This window comes from Kitasatospora hibisci, assembly GCF_043950205.1.
Lineage (GTDB): Bacteria > Actinomycetota > Actinomycetes > Streptomycetales > Streptomycetaceae > Kitasatospora > Kitasatospora hibisci.
The window spans coordinates 5,593,714-5,612,189 of the sequence record NZ_CP171642.1 but is presented as its reverse complement, the minus strand read 5'-3'; the positions used below and the strand labels follow the sequence as shown (position 1 = coordinate 5,612,189).

Annotated in this window: 14 protein-coding genes; 8 read left to right on the top strand and 6 right to left on the bottom strand. The window is 73.2% G+C overall.

Translation table 11 applies throughout. The features are described from left to right. Positions 1-171: 171 nt before the first annotated feature. From ACF9IK_RS24510 to ACF9IK_RS24495, 4 genes are all read left to right on the top strand, one after another. Entirely contained in the window at positions 172-1,905 is a 1,734-nt protein-coding gene (locus ACF9IK_RS24510; protein WP_395296250.1) for an ABC transporter ATP-binding protein, read from the top strand. Continuing rightward, positions 1,902-3,914, top strand: a complete 2,013-nt coding sequence (locus tag ACF9IK_RS24505; RefSeq protein WP_395296249.1) for an ABC transporter ATP-binding protein — start codon at positions 1,902-1,904, stop codon at positions 3,912-3,914. Before ACF9IK_RS24510 ends, ACF9IK_RS24505 begins: the two co-directional genes overlap by 4 nt. Before the next feature lie 204 nt (positions 3,915-4,118). Continuing rightward, a complete protein-coding gene (sigJ, locus tag ACF9IK_RS24500; RefSeq protein WP_395296248.1) occupies positions 4,119-5,042 on the top strand; it encodes an RNA polymerase sigma factor SigJ in 924 nt (307 codons plus the stop codon). Between the two features lie 75 nt (positions 5,043-5,117). Continuing rightward, positions 5,118-6,197, top strand: coding sequence for an NAD(P)/FAD-dependent oxidoreductase (locus tag ACF9IK_RS24495; RefSeq protein WP_395296247.1), 1,080 nt, complete (start codon positions 5,118-5,120; stop codon positions 6,195-6,197). Between the two features lie 137 nt (positions 6,198-6,334). Here the strand turns inward: ACF9IK_RS24495 and lepA are convergent, their stop codons facing one another. Further along, entirely contained in the window at positions 6,335-8,203 is a 1,869-nt protein-coding gene (gene lepA, locus ACF9IK_RS24490; RefSeq protein WP_395296246.1) for a translation elongation factor 4, read from the bottom strand. Between the two features lie 250 nt (positions 8,204-8,453). On the opposite strand from lepA, the gene ACF9IK_RS24485 reads away from it, so the two are divergent. From ACF9IK_RS24485 to ACF9IK_RS24475, 3 genes are all read left to right on the top strand, one after another. After that, entirely contained in the window at positions 8,454-8,759 is a 306-nt protein-coding gene (locus ACF9IK_RS24485) for an antibiotic biosynthesis monooxygenase family protein (RefSeq protein ID WP_395296245.1), read from the top strand. 166 nt (positions 8,760-8,925) lie between these two features. Then, entirely contained in the window at positions 8,926-9,192 is a 267-nt protein-coding gene (rpsT, locus tag ACF9IK_RS24480) for a 30S ribosomal protein S20 (protein WP_395296244.1), read from the top strand. 430 nt (positions 9,193-9,622) lie between these two features. Continuing rightward, positions 9,623-10,474: a hypothetical protein gene (locus ACF9IK_RS24475; protein WP_395296243.1), complete on the top strand. Its 852-nt coding sequence runs from the start codon at positions 9,623-9,625 to the stop codon at positions 10,472-10,474. 143 nt (positions 10,475-10,617) lie between these two features. Here ACF9IK_RS24475 and holA read toward each other — a convergent pair whose 3' ends face one another. Next, positions 10,618-11,613: a DNA polymerase III subunit delta gene (gene holA / locus ACF9IK_RS24470; RefSeq protein WP_395296242.1), complete on the bottom strand. Its 996-nt coding sequence runs from the start codon at positions 11,611-11,613 to the stop codon at positions 10,618-10,620. Positions 11,614-11,795: 182 nt separating this feature from the next. On the opposite strand from holA, the gene ACF9IK_RS24465 reads away from it, so the two are divergent. Beyond that, positions 11,796-12,032, top strand: coding sequence for a hypothetical protein (locus ACF9IK_RS24465; protein WP_395298672.1), 237 nt, complete (start codon positions 11,796-11,798; stop codon positions 12,030-12,032). Positions 12,033-12,210: 178 nt separating this feature from the next. Here the strand turns inward: ACF9IK_RS24465 and ACF9IK_RS24460 are convergent, their stop codons facing one another. From ACF9IK_RS24460 to ACF9IK_RS24445, 4 genes are all read right to left on the bottom strand, one after another. Beyond that, positions 12,211-14,850 carry a ComEC/Rec2 family competence protein gene (locus tag ACF9IK_RS24460; RefSeq protein WP_395296241.1) on the bottom strand — a complete coding sequence of 880 codons (2,640 nt, stop codon included), beginning with the start codon at positions 14,848-14,850 and terminating at the stop codon, positions 12,211-12,213. A 185-nt stretch (positions 14,851-15,035) separates the two neighbouring features. After that, positions 15,036-15,761: a helix-hairpin-helix domain-containing protein gene (locus ACF9IK_RS24455; protein ID WP_395296240.1), complete on the bottom strand. Its 726-nt coding sequence runs from the start codon at positions 15,759-15,761 to the stop codon at positions 15,036-15,038. A 646-nt stretch (positions 15,762-16,407) separates the two neighbouring features. Beyond that, positions 16,408-17,253, bottom strand: coding sequence for a DegV family protein (locus tag ACF9IK_RS24450; RefSeq protein WP_395296239.1), 846 nt, complete (start codon positions 17,251-17,253; stop codon positions 16,408-16,410). Positions 17,254-17,373: 120 nt separating this feature from the next. Further along, positions 17,374-18,150 (bottom strand): hypothetical protein, encoded by a 777-nt coding sequence (locus tag ACF9IK_RS24445; RefSeq protein WP_395296238.1) that lies wholly within the window; start codon positions 18,148-18,150, stop codon positions 17,374-17,376. Positions 18,151-18,476: the final 326 nt, after the last annotated feature.

Here is an 18,476-nt window from a genome sequence, read left to right as displayed (position 1 = left end):
GCCAGCTGGCACACACCCGTACCCCCGGTGCAGGCCCGTTCCGCCCCCGCCGAAACATTCGGCAAAGGACTGGACAAACCTCCGGTCGCCGCATGCCCAATGGCCTGGAGAAGTCCACCAAAGACCGAGAATTGGGGTGCGAATCCCACCGCCGACGACAAGAGTGTGCCAGTGCTGATCAGATTGCTCAGGGCGTACCTGCGCCCGTACTCCCGACCGATCACCCTGCTGGTCCTGCTCCAGCTGGTCGCGACGCTCGCCTCGCTCTACCTGCCGACCCTCAACGCCGACATCATCGACGACGGCGTGATCAAGGGCGACACCGGCTACATCCTGCGCGTCGGCGGCGTGATGATCGGCGTCACCGTCCTCCAGGCGCTCTGCTCCATCTGCGCCGTCTACTACGGCGCCCGCACCGCGATGGCCGTCGGCCGGGACGTCCGGGCCGCCGTCTTCGACCGGGTGCAGGGCTTCTCGGCCCGCGAGGTCGGGCAGTTCGGCGCCCCCTCCCTGATCACCCGGACCACCAACGACGTCCAGCAGGTCCAGATGCTGGTCCTGATGTCCTTCACCCTGATGGTCGCCGCCCCCATCATGTGCGTCGGCGGCATCATCATGGCGCTCAACCAGGACGTGCCGCTCTCCGCGCTCCTGCTCGCCGTCGTCCCCGTCCTCGGCGTCGTCGTCGTGCTGCTGGTCCGCGCGCTGCGCCCGAAGTTCCGCGCCATGCAGGTGCGGATCGACACCATGAACCGCGTGCTGCGCGAGCAGATCACCGGTATCCGGGTCATCCGCGCCTTCGTCAAGGACGACCACGAGCAGCACCGCTTCGCCGGCGCCAACCACGACCTCACCGACGTCGGCCTCCAGGTCGGCCGGCTGATGGCCCTGATGTTCCCCACCGTCATGCTGGTGGTCAACATCTCCAGCGTCGCCGTGCTCTGGTTCGGCGCCCACCGCATCGACAGCGGCGGCATGGAGATCGGCGCGCTCACCGCGTTCCTCTCCTACCTGCTGCAGATCCTGATGAGCGTCATGATGGCCACCTTCATGTTCATGATGGTGCCGCGCGCCGAGGTCTGCGCCGAACGCATCCACGAGGTCCTCGACACCCGCTCCAGCGTCGTCCCGCCCGCCGCCCCCGTCACCGAGGTGCTGCGCCGCGGCAACCTCGAACTGCGCGACGTCGAGTTCCGCTACCCCGGCGCCGAGGCCCCCGTGCTGCGCGGCATCGACATCACCGCCCGCCCCGGCCAGACCACCGCCGTCATCGGCTCCACCGGCAGCGGCAAGTCCACCCTGCTCGGCCTCGTCCCCCGGCTCTTCGACGCCACCTCCGGCCGCGTCCTGCTCGACGGCGTCGACGTCCGCGAACTCGCCCCCGAGGCGATCGCCGAAACCGTCGGCCTCGTCCCGCAGAAGCCCTACCTCTTCACCGGCACCGTCGCCAGCAACCTCCGCTACGGCCGGCCCGACGCCACCGACGAGGAACTCTGGCACGCCCTGGAGGTCGCCCAGGCCAAGGAGTTCGTCGAACAGCTCGCCGAAGGCCTCGACGCGCCCATCTCCCAGGGCGGCGGCAACGTCTCCGGCGGCCAGCGCCAGCGCCTCGCGATCGCCCGCGCCCTGGTCCGCCGACCCGACGTCTACCTCTTCGACGACTCGTTCTCCGCCCTCGACTACGCCACCGACGCCAGGCTGCGCAAGGCCCTCACCCGCGAGACCGCCGACGCCACCGTGCTGATCGTCGCCCAGCGGGTCTCCACCATCCGCGACGCCGACCGGATCATCGTCCTCGACGAGGGCGCCGTCGTCGGCAGCGGCACCCACCGCGAGCTCATGGCCGACAACCCGACGTACCGGGAGATCGTGCTCTCCCAGCTCACCGAGCAGGAGGCGGCGTGACCACCGCGGACAAGAAGGCACCGGCGAAGCCCGCCACCGGCCCCGGCAGGCTGCCCAGCGACTCCCAGGCCGCCGCCGCCCGGCGCGGCCCGGCCGGCCCCGGCCGGTTCATGGGCGGCCAGGGCGTCGAGAAGTCCATGGACTTCAAGGGCTCCGGCAAGCGGCTGCTCGGCCTGCTGCGCCCCGAACGCCCCCTGCTCGCCGGCGTCCTCGCACTCGGCGTGCTCAGCATCGGCTGCGCCGTCACCGGCCCCAAGGTCCTCGGCGACGCCACCGACCTGATCTTCGCCGGCGTGGTCGGCCGGCAGACCCCGCCCGGGACCACCAAGGAGCAGGTGGTCGACGGCCTGCGCGCCCAGGGCAACGGCGGCGTCGCCGACCTCCTCTCCGCCACGGACTTCACCCCCGGCCAGAGCATGGACTTCGGCGCCATCGGCACCGTCCTGCTCTGGGTGCTCGCCATCTACGTCGCCGCCGCCGTCTTCGGCGTCCTCCAGGGCCGGCTCGCCACCAAGGCCATCCAGCGGGCCGGCTACCGGCTGCGCCAGGACGTCGAGGCCAAACTGACCCGGCTGCCGCTCAGCTACTTCGACAAGCAGCCCCGCGGCGAGGTGCTCAGCCGCGTCACCAACGACATCGACAACATCAGCCAGTCCATGCAGCAGACCCTGGGACAGGTGGTGAACTCGCTGCTCACCGTCGTCGGCGTGCTGGCGATGATGTTCTGGATCTCCCCGCTGCTGGCGCTCATCGCCCTGGTCTCGGTCCCGCTGTCGGTGGTCGTGGCCACCCGGGTCGGCAAGCGGGCGCAGCCGCAGTTCGTCCAGCAGTGGAAGTCCACCGGGCAGCTGAACGCGCACATCGAGGAGATGTACACCGGCCACACCCTGGTGAAGGTGTTCGGCCGGCAGAAGGAGTCCGCCGCGACCTTCCGCGAGCACAACGAGGCCCTCTACCAGGCGAGCTACCGGGCCCAGTTCATCTCCGGGATCATCCAGCCCGCGATGATGCTGATCGGCAACCTCCAGTACGTGCTGGTCGCCGTCGTCGGCGGCCTGCGGGTCGCCTCCGGCGCGCTGTCCATCGGTGACGTCCAGGCCTTCATCCAGTACTCGCGGCAGTTCAGCCAGCCGCTCACCCAGGTCGCCAGCATGGCCAACCTGGTGCAGTCCGGCGTCGCCTCCGCCGAGCGCGTCTTCGAACTGCTCGACGCGCCCGAGCAGACCCCCGAGCCGGCCATGCCGGAGCGGCCCGACGCCATCCGCGGCCGGGTCGTCTTCCAGGACGTCTCCTTCCGCTACGACCCCGAGAAGCCGCTGATCGAGGACCTCTCGCTCAAGGTCGAACCCGGGCAGACCGTCGCCATCGTCGGCCCGACCGGCGCAGGCAAGACCACCATGGTCAACCTGCTGATGCGGTTCTACGAGGTCAGCTCCGGACGGATCACCCTCGACGGGGTGGACATCGCCGCGATGGCCCGCGAGGAACTGCGCTCCGGCATCGGCATGGTGCTCCAGGACACCTGGCTGTTCGGTGGCACCATCGCCGACAACATCGCCTACGGCGCGGACGGCGCCACCCGCGAGCAGGTGGTCGAGGCGGCCAAGGCCGCGCACGTGGACCGCTTCGTGCGCACCCTGCCGGACGGCTACGACACCGTCATCGACGACGAGGGAACCGGCGTCAGCGCCGGTGAGAAGCAGCTGATCACCATCGCCCGGGCGTTCCTCGCCCAGCCCTCGATCCTCGTCCTCGACGAGGCGACCAGCTCCGTCGACACCCGCACCGAGGTGCTGATCCAGCGCGCCATGGCCCGGCTGCGCACCGGGCGCACCAGCTTCGTGATCGCCCACCGGCTCTCCACCATCCGGGACGCCGACGTGATCCTGGTGATGGAGAGCGGCTCGATCGTCGAACAGGGCACGCACGACGAGCTGATCGCGGCCGACGGCGCGTACGCCCGGCTGTACAAGGCGCAGTTCGCCGAGGCCGTGGCCGAGGTCGACTGACCGGCGCGCGGCGGCGGACACACGCGGAGCCGGAGCGGGGGCGTTCGATTCCCGCTCCGGCTCCTGCGTTCCGGCCGGGCCGGCGGGCCGGCGGGCCGGGCCGGCGCGGCTCGGGCGGGGTCACCCCGTCCCACCGCTCGGGCTCGCCCCCGGCCCCGGCGCCCGCTTTTCTGCCCCGGTGGCCGCGGACGCTACGGTAGGACTGTGAGTGACCAGCCGTCAGCCCCCGCCGCCCCGGACCCGGACGCCTTCGAGGCGAACCGGCGCTACCTGGGCTCGGTCGCCTACCGGCTGCTCGGCTCCTTCACCGACGCCGAGGACGTCCTTCAGGAGGCCTGGCTGCGCTGGCAGTCCGCCGACCGTACGGACGTCGCCGACCCGCGGGCCTTCCTGACCACCGTGGTCACCCGGCTCTGCTACGACCAGCTGGGCTCGGCCCGGGCCCGCCGGGAGTCCTACTTCGGAGAGTGGCTGCCCGAGCCGTCCGTCTCCACCACGGCCGCCCCGGCCTCGCCCGCCGAGCTGGCCGAGCTCGGCGAGTCCGTCTCGATGGCGCTGCTCACCGTGCTGGAGCAGCTCACCCCCGCCGAGCGGGCCGCGTTCGTCCTGCACGACGTGTTCGCGGTCGGCTTCGACGAGATCGCCGCCACTCTCGACCGCTCCCCCGACGCCACCCGGCAACTCGCCTCCCGGGCCCGCCGCCGGGTCAAGGAGGGCGGCCGACGCAGCACCGCCGACCCCGCCGAGCACCGGCAGGCGGTCGAGGCCTTCGCGGCCGCCACCGCCCGGGGCGACATCCTGGGCCTGATGAACGTCCTCGACCCGGACGTGGTCTGGCACGCGGACGGCGGCGGCATCGTCCGCGCCGCGGCCCGCCCGGTGTTCGGTGCCGACAAGGTCGCCCGCCTGGTGCTCGGACTGGTCGCCAAGTGGCTCACCCCCGACACCCGCATCGCCTCCGCCCTGGTCAACGGCCTGCCCGGACTGATCTTCCACAGCGCCGGCACGGGCGCCGTGGACGGCGTGGTCGGCTTCAACGTCAGTCCCGGCGGCCGGATCACCGACGCCTACGTGGTGGTCAACCCGGAGAAGCTCGCCCGTGTGACGCCGGTCACCGTCACATCCTGACCGGTGACGTCGTCCCCTTCCCGAGCAGGCGCAAAGGGCGCCCCTCGCGGGCCCTTCGAAGGGGAGACGAGCTCCATGACCAGCAAGGCGAACGGCAGGCACATCGTCGTACTCGGCGCGGGCTACGCGGGCCTCAGCGCGGCCACCCGGGCCGGGAAGCACAACCGGGTGACCCTCGTCGCCCCCGAGAGCCGATTCCGGCACCGGGTCCGCCAGCACGAGACCGCGGCCGGCCACCCCGCACGCCGGCCCGCCGTCGCCGAGGTGGTGCGCGGCCGCGGCGTCCGGCACGTCCAGGCCCGGGCCACCGAGCTCGACCTCACCGGCCGCAAGGTCCTCCTGGACACCGGCGAGACCCTCGCCTACGACACCCTGGTCTACGCCCTCGGCAGCCGCACCGCCTGGCACGGAGTCCCCGGCGCCGCCGAGCACGCCTACGGCGCCGAACGGGCCGCCGAGGTCGGCGAGCGGCTGCGCACCGCGGACCGCCCCGGCACCGTGGCCGTGGTCGGCGGCGGCGCCACAGGCATCGAGATGGCCACCGAGATCGCCGAGGCGAACCCGGCGTGGAAGGTGCGGATCGTCGCCGCCGACCAGGTCGGCGGCTGGTTCTCGGCCCGCGGCCGGGCCCACGTCCTGGCCGTCATGACCGGACTCGGCGTCGAGGTGCACGAGCAGGCCACCGTCACCGCGGTCGACCCGGAGGGCCTGGACACCACCGCCGGCCGGATCCCGGGCGACATCGTGGTCTGGGCCGCCTCCATGGAGCCGCTCCCCCTCGCCGCCGAGGCCGGACTCACCGTCAACGCCGCCGGCCAGGCAGTGGTCGACCGGTACCTGCGGTCGGTCTCGCACCCCGACGTCCACGTGATCGGCGACGCCGCCGAGGTCACCGTTCCCGACAACGGCACCCTGCGGATGGGCTGCGCCACCGCCCTGCCGATGGGCCGCTACGTCGGCGGGCTGCTCGCCGGGCGCACCGGCAAGCCCTTCGCGTTCCGGTACGCGGTGCAGTGCCTGAGCCTGGGCCGGCGGGAGGGGCTGGTGCAGCTCATCCACGCGGACGACTCGATGCGGCCGGGGGTGCTCACCGGCCGGACCGGGCGGCTCACCAAGGCCCTCATCGTGAACGCCGTGATCTGGTCGCTGCGGTAGCCCGCGTGCGGGAATGCGCGGAAGCGGGAATACGCGGAAGCGGGAATGCGCGCGTGCGGGCCGCGGTCACGCGGCACCGGAACGCGGGAGGGCCCGGGGCCGTTCGCCCCGGGCCCTCCCGCCGTCGCCTCCCGACGCTACTTCTTGTCCTTCGGCGGCTCGGCGTCGGTGGACAGCGCGGCGATGAAGGCCTCCTGGGGGACCTCCACGCGGCCGACCATCTTCATCCGCTTCTTGCCTTCCTTCTGCTTCTCCAGCAGCTTGCGCTTACGCGAGATGTCACCGCCGTAACACTTGGCGAGAACGTCCTTGCGGATCGCACGGACCGTCTCACGGGCGATCACCCGGGAACCGATGGCGGCCTGGATCGGCACCTCGAACTGCTGGCGCGGGATCAGCTTCTGCAGCTTGCCGGCCATCATCACGCCGTAGCTGTAGGCCTTGTCCTTGTGAACGATCGCGGAGAAGGCGTCCACCGCGTCGCCGTGCAGCAGGATGTCGACCTTGACCAGGTTGGCGCTCTGCTCGCCGATGGGCTCGTAGTCCAGCGAGGCGTAGCCGCGGGTCTTGGACTTCAGCTGGTCGAAGAAGTCGAAGACGATCTCGGCCAGCGGCAGGGTGTAACGCAGCTCGACACGGTCCTCGGAGAGGTAGTCCATGCCCTGGAGGCTGCCGCGGCGGGACTGGCAGAGCTCCATGATCGCACCGACGAACTCGTTGGGCGCCAGGATGGTGCCGCGCACGATCGGCTCGTACACCTCGGCGATCTTGCCGGAGGGGAACTCGCTCGGGTTGGTGACGGTGTGCTCGGTGCCGTCCTCCATCACCACGCGGTAGACCACGTTGGGGGCGGTGGAGATCAGGTCGAGGTTGAACTCGCGCTCCAGGCGCTCCCGGATGATCTCCAGGTGGAGCAGGCCGAGGAAGCCGCAGCGGTAGCCGAAGCCGAGCGCGACGGACGTCTCCGGCTCGTAGACCAGCGCGGCGTCGTTCAGCCGCAGCTTGTCGAGGGCGTCGCGCAGCAGCGGGTAGTCCGAGCCGTCCAGCGGGTAGAGGCCGGAGAACACCATCGGGCGCGGGTCCTTGTAGCCGCCGAGCGGCTCGGTGGCGCCCTTGTTCTGCGAGGTGATCGTGTCACCGACCTTGGACTGCCGGACGTCCTTCACACCGGTGATGATGTAGCCGACCTCACCGACGCCGAGGCCGTCGGCGACCTTGGGCTCCGGCGAGATGACGCCGATCTCCAGCAGCTCGTGGGTCGCGCCGGTGGACATCATCGCGATCCGCTCGCGCTTGGTGAGCTGGCCGTCGACGACACGGACGTAGGTGACCACGCCGCGATAGGCGTCGTACACCGAGTCGAAGATCATCGCGCGGGCCGGGGCGTCCTTGACGCCGACCGGAGCCGGGATGGTGTTGACGATGTGGTCCAGCAGGTCCTCGACGCCGAGGCCGGTCTTGGCGCTGACCTGGAGCACGTCGGACGGGTCGCAGCCGATGATGTGCGCGATCTCCGCGGCGTACTTCTCCGGCTGGGCGGCCGGCAGGTCGATCTTGTTGAGCACCGGGATGATCGTGAGGTCGTTCTCCAGCGCCAGGTACAGGTTGGCGAGGGTCTGCGCCTCGATGCCCTGGGCCGCGTCGACCACCAGGATGGTGCCCTCGCACGCGGCGAGGGAGCGGGACACCTCGTACGTGAAGTCCACGTGGCCCGGGGTGTCGATCATGTTGAGGATGTGCGTCGTGCCGGCGTTCGACCCGGTCTTCGGCGCCCACGGGAGGCGGACGGCCTGCGACTTGATGGTGATACCGCGCTCGCGCTCGATGTCCATGCGGTCGAGGTACTGGGCGCGCATCTGCCGCGGGTCGACCACACCGGTGATCTGGAGCATCCGGTCTGCGAGCGTCGACTTGCCGTGGTCGATGTGGGCGATGATGCAGAAGTTGCGGATCAGCGCCGGGTCGGTACGGCTGGGCTCTGGCACATTGCTGGGGGTCGCGGGCACCTTGGTCCGATTCTCCGTTGGTCCGGGGGCCGGGGTGTCCGGGTCATCGCTGACCGGCCTCCCGGGGACCGGACAGTCGTCCGATCGAAATAGTCCCTCCCATCTTCCCACGAGCGCGGCGTGCGCCGCCGGTCAGCTCTCCGCACCCGCCGCGGACCGGCGCCGGAGGGTCCGCGGGCGGCCCCTCCGGCGCCCCCCGCGGGCAGCCGGAAGGGCCGCCGGCGCCGCCGCTGCGGCAGGATGCCGTCGCATGATCCTGGAAAGCGCCCTGCTCGACGTCGTCCCCGGCCAGGAGGAGGCGTTCCTCGCCGCCTTCGCCGAGGCCCGACCGCTGATCACGGTCCAACGCGGCTTCCGCTCCCTGGAACTGCGCCGCTGCCTGGACGCGGGGCGCGGCTCGCGGTTCCTGCTCCAGGTGGAGTGGGAGAATCTGGCCGACCACACCGAGGGCTTCCGCCGCTCCGCCGAGTACCGGCGCTGGCGCGAACTGCTGCACCGCTACTACGCGCCGTTCCCCGAGGTGGAGCACTACGGCGAGCCGGTGCTCAGCGCCTGAGCGGGCGCCTTCAGGCGCGCGCTCGGCGCCCGGTCGGTTTGGGGCGGACGGCGCGCCCCTGGTAGCGTGGGGCGCTGCACCTGGCCTCGGCATGCCCTCTCAGCTGGTCCGACGGCCGCCCGGTGCAGCCCGTTCCAAACCAAATGACACAGACTGAGGCACTTTCGTGGCGAACATCAAGTCCCAGATCAAGCGCAACAAGACCAACGAGAAGGCGCGCCTGCGCAACAAGGCCGTCAAGTCCTCGCTGAAGACCGCTCTGCGCAAGGCCCGTGAGGCCGCCGCCGCCGGCGAGACCGAGAAGGCCGTCGTGCTGGCCCGTGCCGCCTCTAAGGCGCTGGACAAGGCCGTGAGCAAGGGCATCATCCACGCCAACCAGGCCGCCAACAAGAAGTCGGCCATCACCAAGCGCGTCAACGCCGTCCAGGCCTGACGCCACCGGGGCTCCGGCCCCACCCCCTCGGGACGAACCGGCCCTCTACCCGGACCCCCGAGGCGAGATCGAGACTCGCACCGCACGCGGCCTGCGTTCGCCACGCGGGTGCGGTGCACAGGCAGTACGGCAGGCGCCGTAGCGGACCTCTTCCCCGGAGGCTGCTGCGGCGCCTGTCGCGTTCCGTGCTCCGACCGCTATGGTCGGTCACGGCCGCTGATCACGGCCGCCGGTCACGTACCGGTGGGCCCGGGCAGACGGGCGCGTCTGCGGGAGGGTACGCGAGCGGGCAGCTGGGCGCGCGCCGACGGGTGGGCGTGGGCACGGTGCCGGTGGTCGCGGCCGCGTTCACCGGCGACGTTCGTCGAAGGCTACGGTTCGAGGGCCGAGGCTCGAAGACCGAGGCTCGAAGACCGAGGGGGGATCACCCATGGCTACGCCACCGCCACCACCGTCCCGGAGCGGATCCGGTTTCACCGGACTTCCGCAGCAGCAACAGCCGCCGCCCGGGAACACCCCCGGATTCGGCCCGCCACCAGGGCTGCCCACCGCTCCGGGACTGCCGCCGGCACCGGGACGGCCGCCGGTCGGCGGCAGCGGGACGCCCGGCGGGCCGGGCGAGCCCCGCCGGAAGGGTCGAAGCCTGCGCCGGAACGCCGTCTGGGCGTTCGTCGGCGCCGTCCTCGCCTCGATCGTCTGGTCCGGCGCGGTGGCCCTCGTCCCGGACCTGGTGCACGGCCGCTCATCGGCGCAGAGCCTCCACGGCTACCACGCCGTCGACCGGATCTGCGACACCGGCGGGCTCACCGCGTTCCGGGCGAAGTACAAGATGGTCGACAACTATCCGCTGGAGCACACCGGCCGCAGCGACTCGATGGACATGATGCGCTGCTACGCCCTGATGAAGCGGACCGTCAACGGGAGCGACTCCCCGGACTACGCCACCCTGGACATCCGCATCGAGCTGCACAAAACCGTCGATTCCTCACCCGAGTACGCCGCCACCCGGCACTACTTCGAGCAGCAGAAGTACGAGATCGCCGATGTGCCGAACCTCGGCCAGGAGGCCTACTACGCCTACGGCGACGAGCCGACCAGCTCCGACAAGAGCTTCCACGACATCAACCACTACCTGCAGGTCCGCGACGGGGGCATGACCTACTCGCTGTACTGGACGGACAACTACCAGGTCGGCGAGGACCACACCCTGGACCGCGACAGCGTCCGCCGGGCCATGCTCGACGACACCCGGGACATCCTGAAGGCGATCGGCGGGAAGTAGCCGGCGTGGGGCGGGTAGGAGCTCCGGGCTCCGGGCCACCGGAGCTCGCCGTACCGCCGTGGCTCCGTGCGGCCGTGGCTCCGTGCGACCACGGCTCCGTACGGCCGTGGCTCCGTACGGCCGGAGCTCCCTGCCGTCCCGGCTCAGTACGGGCGGGAGCCGGCTCGGGCCGCGCGGGCAACGGCGACCACGGCCCGCTCCAGCGCAAAGGCCGGGTCGTCGGATCCGCCCTTGACGGCGGCGTCCGCCTGGGCGATCGCGGTCAGTGCGGCGGCCACGCCGTCACCCGTCCAACCACGCATCTGCTGGCGGACCCGGTCCACCTTCCACGGCGGCATGCCCAGCTCGCGCGCCAGGTCGGCGGGCCGCATGTTCCGCCCGGTGGTCGCCAGTCGGCCGATGCTGCGGACCCCCGAGGCCAGGGCGTAGGTGATGCCGGTCGGCGGCTGCCCCACGGCCAGCGCCCAGCGCAGCCGCTCCAGCGCCTCGGCGGCCCGGCCGGTGACGGCGAGGTCCGCCACCTCGAAGCCGGTCGCCTCGGCCCGGCCGCTGTAGTAGCGGGCCACCACGGTCTCGTCGATGGTCCCCTCGACGTCGGAGGTGAGCTGGCTGCAGGCGGCCGCCAGCTCGCGCAGGTCGCTGCCGAGCGCGTCCAGCAGCGTCTGGCAGGCCTCCGGCGTCGCGGACCGTCCGAGCGTGCGGAACTCGCCCTTGACGAAGGCCAGCCGCTCCGACGCCTTGGCCAGCTTGGCACAGGCCACCTCCCGGCCGCCGGCCTTGCGCCCGGTGTCCAGCAGCCCCTTGCCCTTGGCGCCGCCCGCGTGGACCAGCACCATGATCACTTCCTCGGCCGGGGCCTCGATGTACGCCTTGACCTCCTTGACGGAGTCGGCCGAGAGGTCCTGAGCGGCCCTGACCACGATCACCTTGCGCTCGGCGAACAGCGAGGGCGTGGTCAGCTCGGCCAGGCTGCCCGGCTGGAGGCCGCCGGGCGCGAGGTCCCGCACGTCGGTGTCGGGGTCCGCGGCCTTCGCGGCCGCCACCACCTGGGCTACCGCGCGGTCCAGCAGCAGCTCCTCCTGGCCGACCGCGAGGGTCAGCGGGGCGAGCAGGTCGTCGGGTGCACTCTTCCTGGCCATCGCCTACCAGCATCCCACGCGGCACGGACAGCCCTGCTCGGTGCGGCGCCCGTGGGGTGCCTGGAGCCGGCCGCGGGCCCGGGGGTCTGCGTGAGGAGGAAGATCGCTCCCTGGAGAATGGCCAGGTGACCGAAGACCAGACCACCAACCAGCCGGACGCCTTCGACCCGAACGCCCGGCAGCTGCTCGTCCTGCCCGACCGCGATGCCGCCGAGGAGGCCGCCGAGCAGCTCAGCGCCGACCACACCGACCTCGGCGAGCTGGAGATCGTCCGGGACGCCCTCGCCGGCGAGGACGACGCCGAGGACGCCCAGTGGCTCGTGGTCGTCGAGCCGCCCGAGGAGGGCTGGACCGCCGCCCTGCTGGGCGCCCTGGACGCCGTCGCCGCCGAGTACGACGGCTGGCGCGAGGAGAGCTGACGGCGTGTGCACGAGAAGTCGGCCGGTCCGGCTTCTCGTGCGTGGGTGCCGGCCCGGAGCGCAGCGGCATGCACGGACCTCATCGCGCCCTGCGCCGGCCGCATCCCCTCGCCCGCCCTCCCCACCTCGTCTCCTCCTCCCGGCGGGGAGGGCGGGCGAGTGAGCCGGACCGGCTCACTCAGGCCGGCGGGCCACGCGGCCCGCCGACTCCTGCCACACCACGGCCGGCACGGGCACCGTGCGGGCCGTGGACGGCGTGCGGGTGCACCGACGCGCCGAGGTGGGCCGGGCTGTCGCCCGTCACCGCGATGTCACCGGCCGTGTCCGTCCGCAGCACCGTGGCCCCGAGAGAGCGCAGACGATCCACCGTCCGCGCCGACGGATGCCCGTACGGATTGCCCTCACCACACGAGATCAGAGCCAACCGGGGGCCCAACAGCGCGGCCAAGCCCCAGTCCTGATGCGCCGAACCGTGGTGTGCCACCTTCAACACGTCGACCTTCACCCCACCTCGCGATCTCCCCAGCAACGCCGACTGGGCCGGTGGCTCAAGATCACCCAACAGCGCCAGCCGCAGCCCGCCCGCCAGCGTCGCAAGCAGCGCCACACTGGCGTTGTTGGCGCCCGCCGCCTCCGGCGACGGCACGGCGTCCGGCCACACCACCTCCCACGACAGCCACGGCCCGACCGACCGGCGCTCGCCCCGCCGAGCCCGCAGCAGCGGGACTCCGGCAGCCGCTGCCCACTCGGACACCCGGGCCGCCTCACCCGGTGGGTCGTCCACCGTGGTCCCCTGGATCGCCCCCACCGTCCGGCCCCGCAGCACCCCCGGCACGCCCTCCACATGGTCGGCATGGAAGTGCGTCACCAGCAGCAGCGGCACCCGGGTGATCCCGAGCTCCCGCAGGCACCGATCGGCCGCGTGCGGGTCCGGCCCGGCGTCGACCACGACCGCGCTGTCAGGTGGATCACCCACCGAGCCCTTCGCCGGCAGAACCACCATGTCGCCCTGCCCCACGTCGCACATGACCAGCTGCCATCCCTGCGGCGGCCAGCCCGTGGCCAACCGCGTGAGCACGGGCGGCCGCAGCAGCACGGCCAGCAGCACCAGGAAGAGCAGCCCAGCCACCGCTGCCCTGGCCCGGCGCCCGCCGCGGCGCTGCCCGTCCGCCGCGACCCGCCGGGGCACCAGCAGGGGCAGCGTCCAACAGAGCGCCACCGTCCCCAGGGCGAGCGTCACCGTGCCGAGCAACCCACCCGGCCATGACAGTTGGGCCCCGGGCAGATCCGCCCCGTGCCGGGCCACCGCCGCCAGCCAGCCAACCGGGACCCCCGCCACCTCGGCGAGCAGCCGGGCCGGTGCCGGGAAGAGCGGCTCCAGCATCAGCACCGAGAATCCGAGCAGGGTCGCCGGAGCCACCGCCAGCTCGGCCAGCAGGTTGCACGGAACGGCGACCAGGCTGATGTGTCCGGACAGCACCACCGTCACCGGGGCGCAGAGCGCCTGGGCGGCGGCCGTGGCCCCGACGGCACCCGCCAGGTGGTGCGGCCAGCCCCGCGCCCGCAACGCCGCCGTCCAGTGCGGACCGAGAACCAGCAGCCCGAGGGTGGCCAGCACCGAGAGCAGGAAGCCCAAGGAGCGCGACAGGTAGGGGTCGAGCAGCACCAGGAGCAGCACCGTCCCCGACAGGGCCGGCAACGCCCGGCGCGGACGGCCGGTGGCCAGTGCGAGCAGCCCGATCAGCCCGGTGCCGGCCGCCCGCAGCACGCTGGGCTCGGGCCGGCAGACGGTGACGAAGGCCAGCGTGATCCCGGTGCCGAGCAGCGCCGTCGTGCGCAGGGGGAGTCCGAGGAACCCGGCCAGGCCGCGCCGTTCAGGGGTGGCGGCCTGGCCCGGCGCACCGAGCAGGACGCCCAGGACGATCGCCAGGTTGGCGCCGCTCACCGCGACCAGATGGGCCATGTCGGTGGCCCGGAAGGCCTCCAGGAGGTCAACGGGCAGGCGCGAGGTGTCGCCGACCACCAGGCCCGGCAGCAGCCCCCGCGCATCCGCCGGCAACGCGTCGGCGGCTGACCGCAGGCCCTCGCGCAGCCGCCCGGCGATCCGTTGGGGCAGGCTCGGCGGCTCAAGCTCACGGGGCGGGCCGTGCACGACCAGCAACGCGGCGCTTTCGTCGTCGTGCCCCGCCCCGGGCGGGCGGACGTCGGCCTCGACGGCCACCCGGGTCGACGGGAGCACCCGCTGCCACCGGTCGATGTCCGGACCGCGGGCGAGCACGGTCACCGGCGTGTGCGTCCGGGTTGACGCCACACGGGGCACGGATGCCGGCGCGTCGGGGAAGGTGACCCGGTCCACCACGGCGTCCACGGTGAGGACGGTCTGCCCGGCAGTCGTCCCGCCGGGCCGGGAGGTGCGCGTCCTCGGGTCGCCGGCGACGGTCAGTTCTACGGCCGTCTCGGACGCGCTGCCCCCGGCCCGGGCGAGCGCGGGCACCGGCCCCCGGTGGAGGTCGGCCGTGTGCAGCAGGGTCACGATGGCCGCCGCGGCGGCGACGAGCAGCACGGCGCCCACGGTGACGCCGATTTCGGGACGTCGGGCCCCTTCCCTGGTGGGGCGTCCGCCCGGACGGCGGGTGAGCAGGACGGCTGCGAGGAGTACCGCGGCAGCCGCGGCGGCGAGCAGCACAGCGCCATGGCCGGGGCCCAGCCCGAGCACCGCCGCCGTCACGGCCCACGCCGCGACGGCGGGGAGCAACAGCCGGAGGTCGTTGGCGGTCAACGGAGTTGAGGTCGGGTGAGCGATCGGCTTCGTGGTCACGGCCGGGCCGGTGATGACGGCACCTCCCTTCACGGCGGGCGGCCGGCGGGCGGTCGGCAGCGGTCGGCAGCGGTCGGCGGACGTCCGGAGGGCGGCCGGCCGGCGGTCCACGCAGCGGGTCGGCCGGCTCGGTTGAACGGGGTGAGCCGGTGGGCTCGGGGGATTCCGGGCCGGGCCCGGACGGGTCAGAGGGTCAGCAGCGATCTGATCTCCGCGTAGGTGCGCTCGCCGATGCCGTTGACCTGGCGGAGCTGGTCGACGGAGCGGAAGGAACCGTGGGACATGCGGAAGGCGATGATGCGTTGGGCGAGCGTCGGGCCGACGCCCGGCAGGGTGTCGAGCTGTTCGAGGGTGGCGTGGTTCAGGCTGACCGGCTGCTTCGGCGTCACCGCCGCGGGCCCACCGATGGGCGGGGCCCCTCCGGACTCCCCGACCAGGATCTGCTCACCGTCGGTGAGCAGCCGAGCCAGGTTGAGGTTCCTGGTCTCCGTCCCGGACAGCGGGCCACCGGCCGCGTGCAGGGCATCGGCCACCCGCGACCCGCCGGGAAGCGTGTGGAGCCCGGGAGCGGGTACCCGGCCACCGACGTCCACGACGACCGTGCCTGCCGGCTCGGCGGCGCCGTCAGCCGACCGGGTACCGGGAACCGCGTCCGACCGCGGACCGCCGGCACCGGGCTCCGCCGTTGCGATCGCCACGGCCGGGACCTCGACGGGCCGGGGGCGGGCCAGCCAGAAGTGCTGCGCGCCGTAGGCGACGGCCAGCAGCACCAGGACGGCCAGCCCCGCCACGGCCCGGCGGTCCGGCACGAACACAGCTCCCAGGCGGAACCGTGCGCGACCGTGCGGCCCGACCGCGGCGCCCTCGTCGGACGGCAGCCCCGGCAGCGGCTCGGCGTGATGGCCGGACACCGGGTCGTCCGGGGCCGGCGCCGAGCCGGGCGCGGTCCCAGGCGCGGACTCCCGGCCAGGACCCGGCGGCCCGGTGGCGGACGGCTCGCCCGCCGTACCTGCGCCGACGGCCGACCCTCCGGCCGACGGCGCGCCCAGGACCGGCGCGAGCGACACCGAAGCCCCCGCCGCCGGGCCCTCCGACGCCGGGCCAGGCACCGCCGGAACGTCCAACCCCGCCCCGGGCACTCCCCCGGCCGCCGACGGAACAGGTGTGGTGTCCGGCCCCGTGGACCGCCCCTCTTCGGTGCTCTCGGCCCCCGGCAGCAGGACTGCCATCCGCGCCCGGGCGGTGCGGCTGATCGCCTGGCGCCTGCTCGTGCTGAATCTCGTGCTCGTCATGCGGAGCACGCTAGGAGGCCGTCCAGGGCAGGTGGAAGAATTGCCTAAGCTCTGTGGACAACCCGGGGATTGTGGATAACTCAGGTCACTCACACGAGCGAGGAGAACGACCCGGGGTTGACCTGGTCGCCCGGCAAGGTGACCGGCCGTCATCACGGACGCGGCACCGGCGACGGCGACGGCGACGGCGACGGCGACGACACCACGAACCGCACCGCGACGGCACCCGCACCCGCACCCGCACCCGGCGCAACGCGAGCGCCGCTCAGCGCGGCGAGACCACCACCGCCAGCAGCCCCGGACCGACGTGCGCACCGATCACCGCGCCGACCTCGCCGACGTACAGCTCGCGAAGCCCCGGCACCCGGGCCCGCAGGCGCTCCGCGAGCGGCTCGGCCCGATCCTCCGCCGCCAGGTGGTGGACGGCGATGTCGACCTCCCGACCGCCCGCCTCCTCGACGGCGATCTCCTCCAGCCGGGCGATCGCCCGCGACGCCGTGCGCACCTTCTCCAGCGGCTCGATCCGTCCCCCGTCGAGGTGCAGCAGCGGCTTCACCGCCAAGGCCGAGCCGAGCAGCGCACGGGCCGCACCGATCCGGCCGCCCCGGCGCAGGTACTCCAGGGTGTCCACGTAGAAGAACCCGGTGGTCGCCTCCGCCCGCCGTGCGGCGGCAGCGGCCACCTCGTCGAGCTCCGCGCCGGCCGCGATCGCCTCGGCCGCCGCCAGCACCCCGTACCCGAGGGCCATGCCGACCAGCCGGCTGTCCACCACCCGCACCGGGACGGGCGACTCCGCGGCCGCCAGCCGGGCCGCCTCCGCCGTACCCGAGAGCTCGCCCGAGATGTGCACCGAGACGATGCCCCGCGCACCCGCTTCGGCGGCAGCCCGGTACGCGGCGGCGAAGGACTCCGGGTTGGGCCGGGAGGTCGTCACGCGCTGCTTGCCGCGCAGGGCCTCGGCGACGTCCTTGGGCGAGATCTCCACGCCCTCGGTGAGCACGACGTCGCCGACCACGACGCTCAGCGGGACCACGGCGACACCGTGGCGGTCGACGGCTTCCTGCGGCAGGTAGGCCGTGGAATCGGTGACGAGAGCGAGGTCGGCGGGCATGAGGCGGAGGTTACTCCGTGTCCGGGCCGGATGACAGCGCACCGACCGCGTCACCCCGGGCCCACCGGCGGCGTTGCGCGCGCGGGCGGTTCACCGCCCCACCGCCCCGCCCCCGAGCGCTCAGCCGGCCGACGGACCCGCCGACGGCTTCCGCAGCCGGTCCGCCAGCTTCACCAGCGGGTCCCCCAGGCCCAGCAGTTCCTCGGCGCTCGCCCGCCCGCTCTTCCCGTCGGTCAGTCCGGCCCGCTGCGGCGACGGCCGGCCGGATGCGGCAGCGTCGGCCGCGGACCCACCAGCAGCCCCGCCACCGGCCCCGTCACCACGGGAAGCACCTTCCCCGCCCGGGGCGTCCCAGTGCCGCAGTGCCCCGGCCTCGTTCTCGCACTCCTGGCTGAGCCGGTTCAGCTCGTCGTCCGCGAAGCGGTGCATCCGGTCCTGGGCGGCCCAGCGCATCGTCTCGGCGGAGTGCTTGATCCGCTCGGCCCGCTCCCGCAGCTCGGGCAGCTTGGCGGCGATCCGACCGGTGTCCGGCTCGCGCTCCAGGATGCGCAGCTCACCGTCCAGCTCGGCCGCATGGGCGTCCAGCCGGCGCAGCAGGGCGAGCGACTCACCGAGCTGGCTGTCCTGGACGAGGCCGCTCTCCAGGACCTGCCGGGTGCCGTCGAGCGAGGTGCGCAGGCCCAGCCGGACCGATGAGATCTGGCCCTGCGGGCCCGGCTTGGTGAAGGTCTTCGCCTTGAGCGTGGCGTTCTCCACCGCACGCCGGGCGTTGGCCTCGTGGCGCTCCATCTTCTCGCCGACCGCCTTCGCCGCCTTGACGACGCCGACCACCACCAGCGCCACCATCGCGAGTCCGAAGAGCAGGGCGAGGCCGACCATCACGCCGAGCACGTCCATCACGAGCCACCTTCCGCCAGCCGAACCGGCCCCCACCGGGCCCAACGCGGGCCGGACCGCCTTGGGTTCCACGGTATCCGCCCCACCGGGCCTCCGGCATCGCCAGACGGGCGCGGGCGCCCGAGATCAGGGACAGATCGGGGATCTCCCCCGGGAGCCCCGGAGGAATCCCCGAGCCTCGGCGGGCCGCGCTCAAGGGCCGCCCGGGCCGGTACACGGCCGGTCTGCCCCCGGAAGCGCCGAAGGGCGGGCGCCCCGAGGAACGCCCGCCCAGCAGACCGCCGACCACCAGCCACCAGCCACCAGCCACCGACCGTCAGCCGTCA

Coding starts and splice junctions, on each gene's coding strand:
- ACF9IK_RS24495 (WP_395296247.1), top strand. CDS start 5,118: ATGACCAGCAAGGCGAACGGCAGGCACATCGTCGTACTCGGCGCGGGC.
- ACF9IK_RS24485 (WP_395296245.1), top strand. CDS start 8,454: ATGATCCTGGAAAGCGCCCTGCTCGACGTCGTCCCCGGCCAGGAGGAG.
- ACF9IK_RS24475 (WP_395296243.1), top strand. CDS start 9,623: ATGGCTACGCCACCGCCACCACCGTCCCGGAGCGGATCCGGTTTCACC.
- holA (WP_395296242.1), bottom strand. CDS start 11,613: ATGGCCAGGAAGAGTGCACCCGACGACCTGCTCGCCCCGCTGACCCTC.
- ACF9IK_RS24450 (WP_395296239.1), bottom strand. CDS start 17,253: ATGCCCGCCGACCTCGCTCTCGTCACCGATTCCACGGCCTACCTGCCG.
- ACF9IK_RS24445 (WP_395296238.1), bottom strand. CDS start 18,150: ATGGACGTGCTCGGCGTGATGGTCGGCCTCGCCCTGCTCTTCGGACTC.